This is a genomic window from Sphingomonas sp. TREG-RG-20F-R18-01 (assembly GCF_022662475.1).
Classification (GTDB): Bacteria; Pseudomonadota; Alphaproteobacteria; order Sphingomonadales; family Sphingomonadaceae; genus Sphingomonas.
The window spans coordinates 25,478-39,292 of the sequence record NZ_JAKNQQ010000004.1; the positions used below are offsets into that span (position 1 = coordinate 25,478).

The 13,815-nt window shown below is 65.2% G+C and carries 14 protein-coding genes; 10 read left to right on the forward strand and 4 right to left on the reverse strand.

What is annotated here, in order from left to right:
- Window positions 1-41: 41 nt before the first annotated feature.
- Window positions 42-785 carry a class I SAM-dependent methyltransferase gene (locus L8K25_RS12430; protein WP_242139311.1) on the reverse strand — a complete coding sequence of 248 codons (744 nt, stop codon included), beginning with the start codon at window positions 783-785 and terminating at the stop codon, window positions 42-44.
- A gap of 56 nt (window positions 786-841) precedes the next feature.
- On the opposite strand from L8K25_RS12430, the gene mutM reads away from it, so the two are divergent.
- The 3 genes from mutM to dnaA all read left to right on the forward strand — a co-directional run bounded on the left by mutM (window position 842) and on the right by dnaA (window position 3,889).
- Complete coding sequence (gene mutM, locus L8K25_RS12435; protein WP_242139312.1) at window positions 842-1,651, forward strand: bifunctional DNA-formamidopyrimidine glycosylase/DNA-(apurinic or apyrimidinic site) lyase; 810 nt, start codon at window positions 842-844, stop codon at window positions 1,649-1,651.
- Window positions 1,652-1,758: 107 nt separating this feature from the next.
- Window positions 1,759-2,022 carry a 30S ribosomal protein S20 gene (gene rpsT, locus L8K25_RS12440; protein WP_010160493.1) on the forward strand — a complete coding sequence of 88 codons (264 nt, stop codon included), beginning with the start codon at window positions 1,759-1,761 and terminating at the stop codon, window positions 2,020-2,022.
- A gap of 466 nt (window positions 2,023-2,488) precedes the next feature.
- Window positions 2,489-3,889: a chromosomal replication initiator protein DnaA gene (dnaA, locus tag L8K25_RS12445; protein ID WP_242139609.1), complete on the forward strand. Its 1,401-nt coding sequence runs from the start codon at window positions 2,489-2,491 to the stop codon at window positions 3,887-3,889.
- Between the two features lie 171 nt (window positions 3,890-4,060).
- On the opposite strand, the gene trpS is transcribed toward dnaA, so the two are convergent.
- The 3 genes from trpS to secB form a co-directional block, all read right to left on the reverse strand.
- The gene (gene trpS / locus L8K25_RS12450; RefSeq protein WP_242139313.1) at window positions 4,061-5,062 is read right to left on the reverse strand and encodes a tryptophan--tRNA ligase; all 1,002 of its coding nucleotides are present in this window, start codon (window positions 5,060-5,062) and stop codon (window positions 4,061-4,063) included.
- Window positions 5,063-5,065: 3 nt separating this feature from the next.
- On the reverse strand, window positions 5,066-6,658 hold the full coding sequence (murJ, locus tag L8K25_RS12455) for a murein biosynthesis integral membrane protein MurJ (RefSeq protein ID WP_242139314.1): 1,593 nt from the start codon (window positions 6,656-6,658) through the stop codon (window positions 5,066-5,068).
- 81 nt (window positions 6,659-6,739) lie between these two features.
- Window positions 6,740-7,258: a protein-export chaperone SecB gene (secB, locus tag L8K25_RS12460; protein WP_242139315.1), complete on the reverse strand. Its 519-nt coding sequence runs from the start codon at window positions 7,256-7,258 to the stop codon at window positions 6,740-6,742.
- Window positions 7,259-7,438: 180 nt separating this feature from the next.
- On the opposite strand from secB, the gene L8K25_RS12465 reads away from it, so the two are divergent.
- From L8K25_RS12465 to rfbB, 7 genes are all read left to right on the forward strand, one after another.
- On the forward strand, window positions 7,439-8,083 hold the full coding sequence (locus L8K25_RS12465; protein ID WP_242139316.1) for a Tim44/TimA family putative adaptor protein: 645 nt from the start codon (window positions 7,439-7,441) through the stop codon (window positions 8,081-8,083).
- Window positions 8,080-9,345 (forward strand): murein transglycosylase A, encoded by a 1,266-nt coding sequence (locus tag L8K25_RS12470; RefSeq protein WP_242139317.1) that lies wholly within the window; start codon window positions 8,080-8,082, stop codon window positions 9,343-9,345. The genes L8K25_RS12465 and L8K25_RS12470 overlap by 4 nt, the downstream gene beginning before the upstream one ends.
- Entirely contained in the window at window positions 9,320-9,934 is a 615-nt protein-coding gene (locus L8K25_RS12475) for a Smr/MutS family protein (protein ID WP_242139318.1), read from the forward strand. The genes L8K25_RS12470 and L8K25_RS12475 overlap by 26 nt, the downstream gene beginning before the upstream one ends.
- A gap of 448 nt (window positions 9,935-10,382) precedes the next feature.
- Complete coding sequence (rfbA, locus tag L8K25_RS12480) at window positions 10,383-11,279, forward strand: glucose-1-phosphate thymidylyltransferase RfbA (RefSeq protein WP_242139319.1); 897 nt, start codon at window positions 10,383-10,385, stop codon at window positions 11,277-11,279.
- Window positions 11,273-11,818 carry a dTDP-4-dehydrorhamnose 3,5-epimerase gene (rfbC, locus tag L8K25_RS12485; protein WP_242139320.1) on the forward strand — a complete coding sequence of 182 codons (546 nt, stop codon included), beginning with the start codon at window positions 11,273-11,275 and terminating at the stop codon, window positions 11,816-11,818. Before rfbA ends, rfbC begins: the two co-directional genes overlap by 7 nt.
- The gene (gene rfbD / locus L8K25_RS12490; RefSeq protein WP_242139321.1) at window positions 11,815-12,672 is read left to right on the forward strand and encodes a dTDP-4-dehydrorhamnose reductase; all 858 of its coding nucleotides are present in this window, start codon (window positions 11,815-11,817) and stop codon (window positions 12,670-12,672) included. The genes rfbC and rfbD overlap by 4 nt, the downstream gene beginning before the upstream one ends.
- The gene (gene rfbB / locus L8K25_RS12495) at window positions 12,665-13,738 is read left to right on the forward strand and encodes a dTDP-glucose 4,6-dehydratase (protein WP_242139322.1); all 1,074 of its coding nucleotides are present in this window, start codon (window positions 12,665-12,667) and stop codon (window positions 13,736-13,738) included. The genes rfbD and rfbB overlap by 8 nt, the downstream gene beginning before the upstream one ends.
- Window positions 13,739-13,815: the final 77 nt, after the last annotated feature.

The window sequence follows — 13,815 nt, forward strand, 5'->3', positions numbered from 1 at the left end:
ACCCCTCCCCTGAAGGGGAGGGGCATTAAGCGTCGGCCGCATCAAATCTTCCAGCCGTGGTGAATCGCGACCAGCCCGCCGAGCATCGGCTCCACCCCCGTCTGGATGAACCCTGCGTCGCGGATCATCCCCTCGAAGGTCGGCATGTCGGGGAAGCGCCGGATCGATTCGATCAGATAGCGATAACTGTCCGCATCCTGCGCGAGCAGCTTGCCGAGCTGCGGCACGACCTTGTGCGAATAGGCATCGTACGCGTCGGCGAAGCCCGGCCAGACGGTCGTCGAGAATTCGAGGCAGAAGAACCGCCCGCCCCGCCGCAAGACGCGGTGCGCTTCGCGCAAAGCCTTGGGGATGTCGGTGACGTTCCGGATCCCGAACGCGATTGTGTACGCATCGAAGAAGCGGTCGGGGAAAGCCAGCGTCTCGGCATTCGCTTCGGTCCACACGAGGCCGTCGATACCACGCTTTGCCGCGCGCTCCATCCCGACTTCGAGCATTTGCGGGTTGATGTCGGCGACCGTCACGCTCGCACCCGATTCGGCGATGCGGAAGGCGATGTCGCCGGTGCCGCCCGCCATATCGAGGATCTGCTCACCCTCGCGCGGTTTCAGACGGCGGACGAAGCGGTCCTTCCAGACGCGGTGCATCCCGCCCGACATCGCGTCGTTCATGATGTCGTAGCGCGCGGCGACGCTCGAGAAGACGCCGCCGACACGGGCGGTCTTTTCGGAGGCGGGGATGTCTTCGTAGCCGAAGGAGACGGTATCGGGTGCGGGGGCGTTCATGGCGACCGCTCTAGCCAGTGCTTGTGGCGCGGGCAAACGCAACCTAGCTGATTGCGATGCCAGAATTGCCCGAAGTCGAAACCACCGTGCGGGGCCTGCGCCCCGTGCTCGAAGGGCAGCGCATCACCGCGGTGCAGATCCGCCGCCCCGACCTGCGGCGGCCGTTCCCCGAGGATCTCGGGCAGCGCCTGACCGGCGCGACCGTGACCGCGCTCGGGCGCCGCGCGAAATACGGGCTGATCGATACGGATCGCGGCGACACGATGATCTTCCACCTCGGCATGTCGGGGCGCTGGCGAGTAGATCCGGCGGAGCTGTTGCTGCACGATCATCTGATCCTCGAGACCGCGCGGCACCGGCTTGCGCTCAACGATGCGCGGCGGTTCGGCTCGGTCGATCTGGTTGCGACCGAATCGCTCGCGGCGTTTCCGGCGTTCCTGGCGCTCGGACCCGAACCGCTCGGGCCCGATCTGACCGCCGGGTATCTCCACCGGATGCTCAAGGACCGGATCGCGTCGATCAAGCTCATGCTGCTCGACCAGCGGATCGTCGCGGGGCTGGGTAACATCTACGTGTGCGAGGCGTTGTTCGCCGCGGGCATCTCGCCGAAGCGCGCCGCCGGCAAGGTGTCCCGCGCGCGGCTCGAGCGACTCGTCCCAGCGATTCGCACGGTGCTGCTCGCCGCGATCGAGGCGGGCGGATCGACCTTGCGCGATTATGCCAAGCCGGACGGCGAGCTCGGATATTTTTCCAAACAGTTCGCGGTCTATGGCCGCGAAGGGAAGCCGTGCGCCTGTGGCGGGCTGGTCGAGCGCTATGCGGAAGGGGGGCGGTCGACCTTCTGGTGCCCCACGTGCCAGCGCTAATCGTGGCGAGTGTTCTTGACCACCCGGATGCTTCTCGCTAAGGGACGCGGCTTCCGGGGCCGGGAGACATCTCCCGCCCTTTCTTATTTCTAAAGTCAGAGGGCTTCATGGCGAACACGCCACAGGCGAAAAAGCGTATCCGTCGCAACGCTGCACGGGCACTGGTGAACGGCAACCGCGTCGGCCGAATCCGCACCTTCGTCAAGAAGGCCGAAGCGGCGCTCGAGTCCGGCGACAAGGCGGCAGCCGCCGCTGCGATGCTGCAGGTTCAGCCGGAGCTCATGCGGGGCGTCGCCAAGGGCGTGCTTCACAAGAACACCGCATCGCGGAAGTTTGCACGGTTGACGAAGCGCCTCACCGCGCTCGCATAACCGTTTCTCCCGAGTAACAAATTCGCCCGTCGGACGTCGTCCGGCGGGCTTTTTGTCGTGTTTTGTGCGTCGCAAAACACCCACTTCCAGTCCGACTAGAACATCACAAGAACTTCAACAGTCCTGTTTTGGGAAAGCTCGGTTTTACTGCGATTCGCATAACCTTCACGGAAGTGTAACGACTTTAAATTGAGTAATTACTGATACTTATGCGATTTTTGACGCGAATCCTTGGCTGAATCCGAGTCAATGCTGATTATTTCAAAAATCTGACAGGGGCAGGCCTTGATAGACTCGGCCCGTTCTTCATAACTGGCCCTCCACCGCGCAGACGATCGTCTCGCGACTCAATTCGAATGGCACGTTCAGGCGGACTCGATTCCGGCTGTGGGGGTTTTTGTCCGTTGTAAATTAAGGCTCCGCCGGTGTGACCGGGGGGCGAAGGAAGGGTTTTGTCGTGGCATCTTTGGGGCAGGGGGTAGCGATCGCGAACAACCATAGTTCCAGCGAGACGCAGGACGACATGGTTGCGCAGGCCTGGGCCACGGTCCGTACGAATCTCCGCGAAATGTCGGGCGTACGGCTGTTCGATCAGTGGCTTAAGCCGATCGTTTTGATTCCCGGAAGCGACCTGGATGCGGTGCGTCTGGGTTTGCCGTCGGCATTCATGACAAATTGGGTACGGAATCATTACGCCGACCGGCTGTTGCAGGAATTTCGCGTGCTGATCCCGGCAGTGCGCAGCGTTTCGATCGAAACGGTTGCGCGTTCGGCACAGGTCGTGACGGTCGAGACACTGGCCGCGCCGACCGCGATCGTCAGGGAAGCTGTTCCGACGATCGAGCAGCCGTCGCTCGACCCGCGCTTCACCTTCGACCGCTTCGTGGTCGATCCGTCGAACATGGTCGCGTATAACGCGGCCGTCGCGCTGGCGCAGCCGGGCGTGCCGCGGTTCAGCCCGCTGTTCCTTCACAGCGGCACCGGGCAGGGCAAGACCCACCTGATGCACGCGATCGGCGCGGCCTATCTGGCGGCGGTGCCGAACGCACGCGTGTTGCTGATGTCGGCCGAGCGGTTCATGTACGAATTCGTCCAGGCGCTCCGCACCCGCGAGACGCATGCCTTCAAGACCCGGCTGCGCGCGGCCGACCTGCTGCTGATCGACGATCTCCAGTTCATCGCCGGCAAGGACGCGACGCAGGAGGAATTCTTCCACACGATGAACGAGGTGATGGGCGCGGGGAAGCGTCTGGTCATCTCGGCCGATCGCTGCCCGCAAGGCCTCGACGGCGTCGAACAGCGCATCACCTCGCGTCTCTCGTGTGGCCTCGTCGCGGACATCAAGGCACCCGATCTGGCGCTGCGCCGCCGCGTGCTCGACCGCAAGCTGGCCGACATGCCGGGCGCGCGCGTCCCGGTCGCAGTGCTCGACCTGCTCGCGTCGCGGATCAGCGCGAACATTCGCGACCTCGAAGGCGCGCTCAACCGCGTCGTCGCCTATGCGCAGCTCAGCAATGTCGAGATCGACCTCGACTTCGCGGTCGCGACGCTTGGCGACGTGCTGCGCGGTGCCGAGCGCCGGGTCACGATCGACGAGATCCAGAAGGCGGTCTCGGCGCATTTCGAGATCAAGGCGATCGATCTGGTGTCGGCCCGCCGCGCGGTCGTCGTCGCGCGGCCCCGGCAGATCGCGATGTATCTCGCCAAGCGCCTCACCACGCGGTCATTGCCAGAGATCGGGCGAAAGTTCGGTGGGCGGGATCACTCGACCGTGATCCACGCGGTACGCCGGATCGAGGACCTGCGCGACAAGGATCACGAGATTGACAGCTCGGTGCGCACGCTGATGCGGCAGCTCGAGGGGTAAAGGGACGCGGAAGCATGCGCCTCACGTGTGCTTCCCCCCTTTACACTTCCCCGGCGAAGGCCGGGGCCCAATAGTGATGGCGGCGGTAACGGCGCGCAGTCGCCAGCAGTCTTCCGTTCCTCGACTGGGCCCCGGCCTTCGCCGGGGAGGTGCCCGCGAGGGTGGGCAGTATCAGACCTGCAGGCCGACCGCGCGCTGCGCCGCCGCCAATGTCGGGGCCGCGAGCGTCGCCGCCCGCGCCGCCCCATCCGCCAGCACCGCGCCCACCGCCGCACGATCATCGAGCAACGCCGTCAGCCGCTCGCGAATCGGCGCAAGCGTCGCCACCGCCAGATCGGCCAGCGCCGGCTTGAACGCCCCGAACCCCTGGCCCGCATATTGCGCAAGCACCGCATCGGGCGTCGATCCCTCGAGCGCCGCATAGATCGTCACCAGATTGCGCGCCTCCGCGCGGTCGGCGAGCCCGGCGACTTCGCTCGGCAATGCATCCGCATCGCTCTTGGCCTTGCGGAATTTCGCGAGGATCAGCTCGTCGCTGTCGACCAGGTTGATCCGCGACGCATCCGACGGATCGGACTTGGACATCTTCCCGCTCGCATCGCGCAAGCTCATGATTCGTGGGGCGGCCTTGGAGATGAGCGGCTCGGGCAGGACGAAGGTCTCGCCATAATCGCCGTTGAACTTGACCGCGATGTCGCGCGCGAGCTCGAGATGCTGTTTCTGGTCCTCGCCGACGGGCACGTGAGTCGCCTGATACAGCAGCACGTCGGCGGCCTGGAGCACGGGATAGGTGAACAGCCCGACGCTTTGCGTCTCGCCCTTCTTGCCCGCCTTGTCCTTCCACTGCGTCATCCGGCTGAGCCAGCCCATCCGCGCGGTCCCGCCCAAAATCCAGTGGAGCGCGCTGTGCGCGGGGACGCGCGCCTGGTTGAACAGGATCGCGCGCGCCGGGTCGATCCCGCAGGCGAGCAGCGTCGCCGCCATCTCGGTCGTGTTCGAATCGAGCTCGGCGGGGACGACCGGCTGCGACAGCGCATGAAGGTCGGCGAGAAAGAACAGGCAGTCGTCGCCCGCGGGCATCGCATCCTGCATCGCGACCCATTGGCGGATCGCGCCGAGATAGTTGCCGAGGTGGAGGTTGCCGGTGGGCTGGATGCCGGAGACGACGCGCATGGTTTATTCCTGGACGGTTTTGGGGGTGTCGGCGCGGCGGCGGAGCAGCGCGCGGATGTCGCCGATGCGATAGGCGCCGGTAAGGAAGCAGGCCACGACATAGACCGCGCTGCCCGCGCCGACGAGTACGCCGAGCGCCGCATAGCGGACGATCATCGCACCGCCGAGATAGGGGTCTAGCCACCGTTCGAACGCATAGACGGTCGCGCCCATCAGCAATGCCGCGAGCAGCAGCCGCGGAACCTTGCGGCGAAGCGCGGCGTCCGCGACGAAATGCCCCCGCTGCGCGAGCGTGTGGTACAGCATCGCGACGTTGACGGTCGACGCCAGCGCGGTCGCGAGCGGCGGGCCGACATGGCCGATCAGCGGAATGAGGATCAGATTGCCGACGATGTTGACCGCGATCGAGATCATCGCGAAGCGCACCGGGGTCCTGGTGTCGCCGCGGGCATAATAGCCGGGGGTCAGCACCTTCACGAGCACATAGGAGGGCAGGCCGATCGAGAAGGCGCTGAGCGCCCAGCCGCAGCGGCGCGCGTCGATCGCGCCGAACTTGCCATATTCGAACAGCCCGCGGACGATCGGTTCCGCCGCGATCAGGAATGCCATCGTCGCGGGGAGGGTGAGAAACAGCGCGAGCTCGATCCCGCGGTTCTGCGTGTCCATCGCCGCCTGCTCCTGTCCCGACGACAGCAGCCGGGAAATCGTCGGCAGGAGGATCGTACCGAGGCCGATCCCGATCAGCCCGAGCGGCAACTGGTTCAGGCGGTCGGCATAATAGATATAGGTGATCGACCCGGAGGCGAGCAGGCTGCCCGCGAGCGAGGTCGAGATCAGCAGGTTGATCTGCGATGCGCCCGCGCCTGCGGCGGCGGGAACGATCAGGCGCAGCATCCCGCGGACGTCGGCGTCCAGCCGCGGCATCCGCAGTCGCATGTCGACCCCGGCGCGATGGCACGCCAGCATCAGCCACAGCAGTTGCAGCACCCCGCCGACCGTCACCGAAATCGCCTGAACGCGCGCGGTCTCATAGACGTCATGGCCGTGGAAGAACCATAGCCCGCTGATCATCGCGAGGTTGAGCAGGATAGGCGCGGCGGCATTGACCCAGAATTTGTCGAGCGAATTGAGGATGCCCCCCAGCAGCGACGCAAGCGAGATCAGCGCTAGATAGGGCAGCGTGATGCGCGACAGCATGACCGCGAAGGCGAATTGCTCGTGCGTCGGATGCTGCCGCGCGAACCCGCCGGACAGCAGCCAGGTGATCGGCCAGGCGGCGATCAGCAAACCGGCGGTGAACAGGATGAGCACCGGCAACAGCACCGCGAGCGCGCGTTCGGCAAAGGCATAGCCTGCGGGCAAGCCACCGGGTCCGGCCGCCTTCTTGTTGAAGAGCGGGATGAACGCCGCCGAAAACGCGCCTTCCGCGAACAGCGCGCGGAACATGTTGGGCAGGCGGAAGGCGACGCCGTTGAAGGCGTCGGAGGCGAATCCGGCCCCGACATAGCGCGCCGCGAGCGAATCGCGCACCAGGGCGAGAATGCGGCTGGCGAGGGTCAGGCCACCGATCGAACCCAGCGCACGGACAAGCTTCATGTCAAATCGGACCGCTTCTCACATTCATCGCCAATCGCAGCCCGAAAGCCCCCGGCGAATCGCCGGGGGCATCGCGGGTGCTCAGGCCGAGCCCAACGGGTTGGCCGTCGCGGCGCCCGCTTCCTGCTGGGCCAGGAAGATGCCGCTGAAGTCGATCGGCTCGAGCAGCAGGGGCGGGAAGCCGCCATCGCGAATCGCGTCGGCGAGAACCCGGCGCGCGAACGGGAACATCAGCCGCGGCGCTTCGGCCAGCAGGAACGGCTGGAGATGCTCGGCGGGGAAATTGCGCAGCCCGAACAGGCCGGCGTAGGAAAGGTCGACGAGGAACGCGACCTGGCCGTCGGCCTCCGCCTTCACTTCAATCCGCAGCACGATCTCGTACACGTCGTCGCCGACCTGCGCCGATGCGATGTTGAACTGAACGTCGATCGCGGGAGCCGTCTGATTCTGGAAGATCGCCGGGGCGTTCGGATTTTCGAAGGAGAAATCCTTGATATATTGGGAAATCATTCCCGCGGCCGGAGCCGTGTCAGCGCCGTTGGCGAAGGAGTCGCCGGTTACGCCGGTCGAAGTGATGAAGCCGTCATCCTGCTCGCTCATGCAACGCGTCCTTAATGTCCGTACTATAGGTATCGCCACGGGTGGCGCAGTCGAAGCCGCGCGCGTAGCAGGGGGGCGAGCGGAGTTCAACGGGCGCCGAACTCCACGGTCGTGCGCATCATTTGAAACCTTCGTGCGTTGCGCCTATGTATCCCTGTCTGCCAATCCGCCGGAGGCCGCGTGTTCCTATTAGTTATCCTCGCGATGATCGCCGGTTTCATGGCGCTCCAATTGTACCGTGTTCTCGGTAAGCGCACCGGACATGAGCAGCCTTTGCCCAAACCGGCGGAGGAGCGCACGCCGCTGACGCTCGTGCCGCGACCGATCGAGGCGATCGCCGATGCGCGCGAACCCGCGAGCCGAATGGTCGAGGCCAAGGCGGAAGCCGGCGTCCGAGCGATCATCGCAGCGGATTCGTCGTTTGATGCCACGCGCTTCCTGCAAGGGGCGCAAGCCGCCTATCGCATGATCCTTGAGGCGTTCTGGCAGGGGGACGAGGAGCAGCTTGGCTGGCTCGCCGAACCCGGCGTGCGCGATGCCTTCGTCGCCGCCATCGCGGAGCGCAACGCCGCCGGTCATAGCCTGGAGAACCGGCTTGTTTCGATCGAGCGCGCGGTAATCGCCGACGCGACACTCGAGGGCAAGGTTGCGCGAATTACCGTGCGGTTCGATGCGGATATCGCCGCGGTCACGCGCGATGCCGAATCGGTCGTTATTGCGGGATCGATGACCGACGCGGTCGAGACGCACGACGTCTGGACTTTCACCCGGACGCTCAAGAGCAGCGATCCGAACTGGAAGCTCGCCGACACCGACGAGGTGTGAGGATCTTGTCGGGGGGGAGTGGTTCGCGCGCGCTGGTGATCGGCGCGGCCGTGTTGGTGTCTGCTTGCGGCGGGCAAGTCGCGCATCCGGGCGCCGTCTCGCGCCCCGCCCCGGTGGCAACGCCAGTGGCGGCCACGCCGATTCCGGCCGTTCCTAACGTCGCTCTGGCGGGCGCGGCCAATGCCGCGAGCACCGGCTTCGTCGCTGGTCCGCCGATCGACCAGCTCGGTCTTGCGGAAGATGACGCCGGGCGTGCGCTTGCGGCCTTTCGCCTCTCCTGCGCTTCCGTCCAGCGGCGCACCGACACCTCCGGACTGACGCGCGGTACGGATTGGCAGCCGGCGTGCGCCGCGGCGCCGACCGTCGCCGCAGGCGGCGCGGTGGCGTTTTTTACGCATTTTTTCGAAGCGGTGCAGATTGGCGACGGCAAGGCCTTCGCGACGGGCTATTACGAGCCGGAGATCGCGGCCTCGCGCGACCGTCGTCCCGGGTATGACGTTCCCATCTACGGTCGGCCGAGCGATCTGATCGACGTCGATCTTGGTCAGTTCAGCGACACGTTGAAGGGCCGGAAGGTTCGCGGCCGCGTTTCCGGCTCCGGCCTGGTGCCATATGATGATCGCACCGCAATCGAACAGGGCGCGCTGGACGGCCGCGCCCCGATCCTCGGCTATGCGGCGGACCCGGTCGCCTTGTTTTTCCTTCAGGTCCAGGGGTCGGGTCGGCTGCGTCTGCCGGACGGATCGATATTACGGATCGGCTATACGTCGCAGAACGGCCGCGACTATACGGGGATCGGGGCGCTGATGAAGCGGCGCGGGCTGCTCGCGCCGGGGCAGACCTCGATGCAGGGAATCGTCGCCTGGCTGCACGCGCATCCCGAGGAAGCGACCGCGATCATGCGCGAAAATAAAAGCTACGTATTCTTCCGCGAACAGGCGAGCGCACCACAGGGCGCGCTTGGTGTCGCAGTGACGGGGGGTGTCAGCGCCGCCGCCGATCCCAAGTTCGTGCCGCTCGGCGCGCCGGTCCTGTTGTCGATGGATCGCACGGACGCGAGCCGGCTGTGGGTCGCTCAGGATACCGGTGGTGCGATCAAGGGACCGAACCGGATCGACACGTTCTGGGGTGCCGGCCCCAATGCCGAGGCTACAGCGGGTGGCATGGCGGCGCGCGGTACGGCCTTCCTGCTGCTGCCGAGCGGTACGCTCGCGCGCCTGACCGGGGAGAGGGCCAATGGGGCACCGATCCCTCAGCCCTGACGAAGCCGCCTTGTGGGTCCGGGTGATGGCGGGCGTCAGGCCGATCGCGCGTCGCCCGGCCGAACCTCAGCCCGTGCCTGGCACGTCGTCGAAGCCGGAGAAGCAGACCGCACCGTCGACCAGGATGGTCAAGGCCGTTGCCCCAACCGCGATCGTCCCGAAGGCTCCCGCGCCGAGTGTTTTGGGCAAGGCCGCCAGGGGGACTGTTCGGGCTGCCCCGGCCGCGCCATCCAACACGCTCGACGGTTCGTGGGACCGCCGCCTGTCGCGCGGTCTGGTCTCGCCCGACCGCACGGTCGATCTCCACGGCCATACCCTGGCCAGCGCCTATGACCTGCTGGACGCGGCGCTGGCCATGGCGATCCGCTCGGGCGACCGGATGATCTTGCTCGTGACCGGAAAGCCCCCGCGCCCGGCAAGCGAGCGCCCTCATGCCCGGGGAGCGATCCGCGCAGCGACGGGGGATTGGCTTGCCGGATCGCGCCACGCCTCATCGATCGCTGCGGTGCGGGCGGCGCATCCGCGTCACGGTGGGGCTGGAGCGCTCTATATCGTTCTGAAGCGGGCGCGCACAACCGAACGGCTGTAACGCAGCTGGCTAACGAGCAGCGCTCGGCGTCTTTGCCATACCATACAAATGCGGTATGGAAGCGGCGTAATCAGGTCGAAGCTGTTCGGGAGGGCAACAACGGCATGATCCGCGTAACGTTTTCGAATAACGTGGTAGGTTTTTTCAGGCGGGAAACTTTTAGTGCTTAGCGAAGACATTGCGGTGGTCGGAACCGTATTGTCAAATACGTCAAAAGCCGGGGTATTGTACTAGGAAATATACGGTTTCATTTGGCGATGGCAGACCTTTTTCCTGCTCTCGCCGCAACACCGGGATCGAGTCAGCCATACGGCTCTGCGCGTGCGGCAACCATTCCGACACGAATGGTCGATAGCGCCTAGGAACCGACGCGGTTCTTGGATAGGCGACAGAGTGCACGCCAGTGGCGTGGGGGATGCGTTCCGGGGCAACAGGTGAGAGATACAGCATGACGGTGGAACGGTGCGGGATCATTTTGGCAGGCGGTTCGGGAACGCGGTTGCATCCGCTGACGCAGGCTGTGTCGAAGCAGTTGATGCCGATCTACGACAAGCCGATGATCTATTATCCGCTGTCGACGCTGATGCTTGCGGGGATCAGGCGGGTATTGATCATCACCACCCCGCACGAACAGTCGGCGTTCCAGCGGTTGCTGGGCGATGGTAGCCGGCTGGGCATCTCGATCACCTATGCGGTTCAGCCGGAACCGAACGGGCTCGCCCAGGCCTATCTGATCGGTGCCGACTTCGTTGGCGGGAAACCGTCCGCGCTGGTGCTTGGCGACAACATCTTCTTCGGGCACGGACTGCCCGCCCTGGTCGATGCGGCCCACGCGCGGTCGACCGGCGCCACGGTTTTTGCATATTATGTGCGCGATGCCTCCGCCTATGGCGTGGTCGCGTTCGATCCCAAGACCCGTGCGGCGATCGATCTCGAGGAGAAGCCCAAGAATCCCAAATCGAACTATGCGGTGACCGGGCTGTACTTCTACGACGAGCGCGCCGTTGACTTCGCGCACCAGTTGAAGCCGTCGCCGCGCGGCGAGCTGGAGATCACCGATCTCAATCGGATGTATCTCGATGCTGGCGACCTCAACGTCGAGATCATGGGTCGGGGGTATGCCTGGCTCGACACGGGCACACACAATTCGCTGATCGATGCCAGCAATTACGTTCGCATCATCGAGGAGCGGCAGGGGCTCAAGATCTGCTGCCCCGAGGAAATTGCCTGGCGCAAGGGGTTCATCGATACCGCGCAGCTAGAACGGCTCGGCGGAGAATTGCGCAAGAGCGGCTATGGCGACTATCTGTTGGGTCTGATCGAAGAGGGGCAGGCACCATGGTAACGATCGTCGAGACCGCCCTGTCCGACGTCCTGATTCTCGAGCCGAAGGTCTATGGCGACGATCGCGGGTTCTTCCTCGAAAGCTGGAACGACGCGACCTTCAAGGCGCAGGGGCTCGACTGGAATTTCGTCCAGGACAATCATAGTCGTTCCGCAAAGGGTGTGCTGCGGGGGCTGCATTACCAGCAGCCCAATCCGCAGGGCAAACTCGTACGCGTCGTTTCGGGGTCGGTGTTCGACGTCGCGGTCGACATTCGGAAAGGGTCGCCGACCTTTGGAAAGTGGGTGGGAGTCCATCTGAGTGCCGCCAACAAGCGCATGGTCTGGATCGGACCGGGACTGGCACACGGGTTTCTCAGCCTCGAGGACGACACCGACTTCCTCTACAAGTGCACCCAGGCCTATTCGCCAGCGGATGAGCATGCGGTGTTGTGGAACGATCCCGAGATCGGGATCGAATGGCCGCTCGACGGGATCGAACCGATGCTGTCGGCGAAAGATCGCGTTGCGCAGACCTTAGCGCAGGTCGCGGCAGCATGAAGGCGCTGATCGTCGGCGCGGGCGGACAGCTGGGCCATGCGCTCCTGGCGACGGCGCCTGAGGGCGTGGAGATCGTCACCTGCGATCAGGATACCGTCGATATCACCGACGCGCAGCGCGTGGCGGCGTTCGTCGCCGAGAGCGATCCGGACGTCATCTTCAATGCGGCGGCCTATACCGCGGTCGACAAGGCTGAAAGCGATGCGGAGCGCGCGCAAGCGGTGAACGCGGACGCCGTTGGCTTTCTCGCCGCCGCGGCTCGGGCTGCGCAGGCGAAGCTGGTGCATGTTTCGACCGACTTCGTGTTCGACGGCGCTGCCCGGCATCCCTACGCACCGGACGCTGCCCCCGCGCCGCTCGGGGTCTATGGCCGTACCAAGCTGGCGGGTGAACGCGCCGCCGGGCCGGACGCACTTGTGGTTCGGACGGCATGGCTCTACGGGCCGGTCGGCGGGAATTTCGTCAGGACCATGCTGCGTCTGATGCAGGCACATCCGCAGGTCCGAGTGGTTGCCGACCAGATCGGTTGCCCGACCTACGCGCCGGCGCTTGCCGCCGCGCTGTGGGCGATGGCCGGGCAGGACGCGACCGGCGTGTATCACTTCAGCGACGGCGGTGAGGCCAGCTGGTTCGACTTTGCGGTGGCGATCCAGGAGGAAGCGATGGCGCGGGGGCTGTTCGACACCGCCGTGCCGATCATCCCGATCACGACCGCCGAGTATCCGACACCCGCGCAACGGCCCGCCTATTCGGTACTCGACTGCAGGGCCACGTATGCGCTGCTCGGCCATCCGGCCACGCCGTGGCGCGAAAACCTCCACATCATGATCGAAGAGATTCACACGCATGGCTAATCTGCTCGTCACCGGCGGCGCCGGCTTCATCGGCGCGAACTTCGTGCATTATTGGCGCGCCAATCATGCCGACGACGCCATCGTCGTGCTCGACGCGCTGACCTATGCCGGGAATCGCGAAAATCTCGATGGGGTCGCTGCCGTCGATTTCGTCCACGGCAATATCCTCGATACCGACCTGGTGACGACGCTGCTGCGCGACCACAAGATCGATACGGTCGTCCATTTCGCCGCCGAAAGCCATGTCGATCGCTCGATCCTCGACCCTGACGCCTTCGTCACGACCAATGTGCTTGGCACGCACAGCCTGCTCCGGGCGGCGCGGACGGTCTGGCTGGATACCGGCAGCGGAACGCCGCACCGGTTCCACAACGTCTCGACGGACGAAGTCTATGGCTCGCTTGGCCCGCACGACCCGGCCTTCAGCGAAACCACGCCCTATGCGCCCAATTCGCCATATTCGGCGTCCAAGGCCGGGGCGGATCATTTGGTCCGCGCGTATCATCACACCTTCGGGCTGGACGTGACGACGACCAATTGCTCGAACAATTATGGTCCGTTCCAATTCCCCGAAAAGCTGATCCCATTGTTCCTGATCAACGCGCTGAACGGGCGTCATCTCCCGATCTACGGCGACGGGATGAACGTGCGCGATTGGCTTCACACCTCGGATCATTGCCGGGGAATCGAGGCAGCGCTGCAGCGCGGCACCGCCGGCGAGGTCTACAATATCGGCGGCGGGGAAGAAGTCCCGAATCTGACCGTGATCGACGAGATCTGCCGGAGCGTCGATGCCGCTTTCGCGGCGGACCCGTCGCTGGCCGAACGTTACCCCGACGCCCCTGCCGCGCGCGGTGAGGCGACCGAAACGCTCAAGACCTTCGTGGAAGACCGCAAGGGGCATGACCGGCGCTATGCGATCGACGAGCGCAAGGCACGGGCGGAGATCGGCTATACACCGGCGCGCGACTTCGCGGGTGGCCTGGCCGACACGCTTGCCTGGTATCTGTCGAACGAAGCCTGGTGGCAGCCCATGCTCGAGCGCGCGAAGCTCGGTACCCGATAGGGTCGCGTCAACTCCTGCGGAAGCAGCCGTTCAGGCGTGCGCCCGGCGCGCTCGTAATCCTGGACTGCTGCTTGCGC

What these genes read in the sequence shown, in the direction of transcription:
- rfbC (WP_242139320.1), top strand. Translation starts at nt 11,273, where the DNA reads ATGGTAACGATCGTCGAGACCGCCCTGTCCGACGTCCTGATTCTCGAG.
- murJ (WP_242139314.1), bottom strand. Translation starts at nt 6,658, where the DNA reads ATGAAGCTTGTCCGTGCGCTGGGTTCGATCGGTGGCCTGACCCTCGCC.
- rpsT (WP_010160493.1), top strand. Translation starts at nt 1,759, where the DNA reads ATGGCGAACACGCCACAGGCGAAAAAGCGTATCCGTCGCAACGCTGCA.
- rfbD (WP_242139321.1), top strand. Translation starts at nt 11,815, where the DNA reads ATGAAGGCGCTGATCGTCGGCGCGGGCGGACAGCTGGGCCATGCGCTC.
- rfbA (WP_242139319.1), top strand. Translation starts at nt 10,383, where the DNA reads ATGACGGTGGAACGGTGCGGGATCATTTTGGCAGGCGGTTCGGGAACG.
- trpS (WP_242139313.1), bottom strand. Translation starts at nt 5,062, where the DNA reads ATGCGCGTCGTCTCCGGCATCCAGCCCACCGGCAACCTCCACCTCGGC.
- L8K25_RS12430 (WP_242139311.1), bottom strand. Translation starts at nt 785, where the DNA reads ATGAACGCCCCCGCACCCGATACCGTCTCCTTCGGCTACGAAGACATC.
- rfbB (WP_242139322.1), top strand. Translation starts at nt 12,665, where the DNA reads ATGGCTAATCTGCTCGTCACCGGCGGCGCCGGCTTCATCGGCGCGAAC.
- mutM (WP_242139312.1), top strand. Translation starts at nt 842, where the DNA reads ATGCCAGAATTGCCCGAAGTCGAAACCACCGTGCGGGGCCTGCGCCCC.
- L8K25_RS12475 (WP_242139318.1), top strand. Translation starts at nt 9,320, where the DNA reads ATGGGGCACCGATCCCTCAGCCCTGACGAAGCCGCCTTGTGGGTCCGG.
- secB (WP_242139315.1), bottom strand. Translation starts at nt 7,258, where the DNA reads ATGAGCGAGCAGGATGACGGCTTCATCACTTCGACCGGCGTAACCGGC.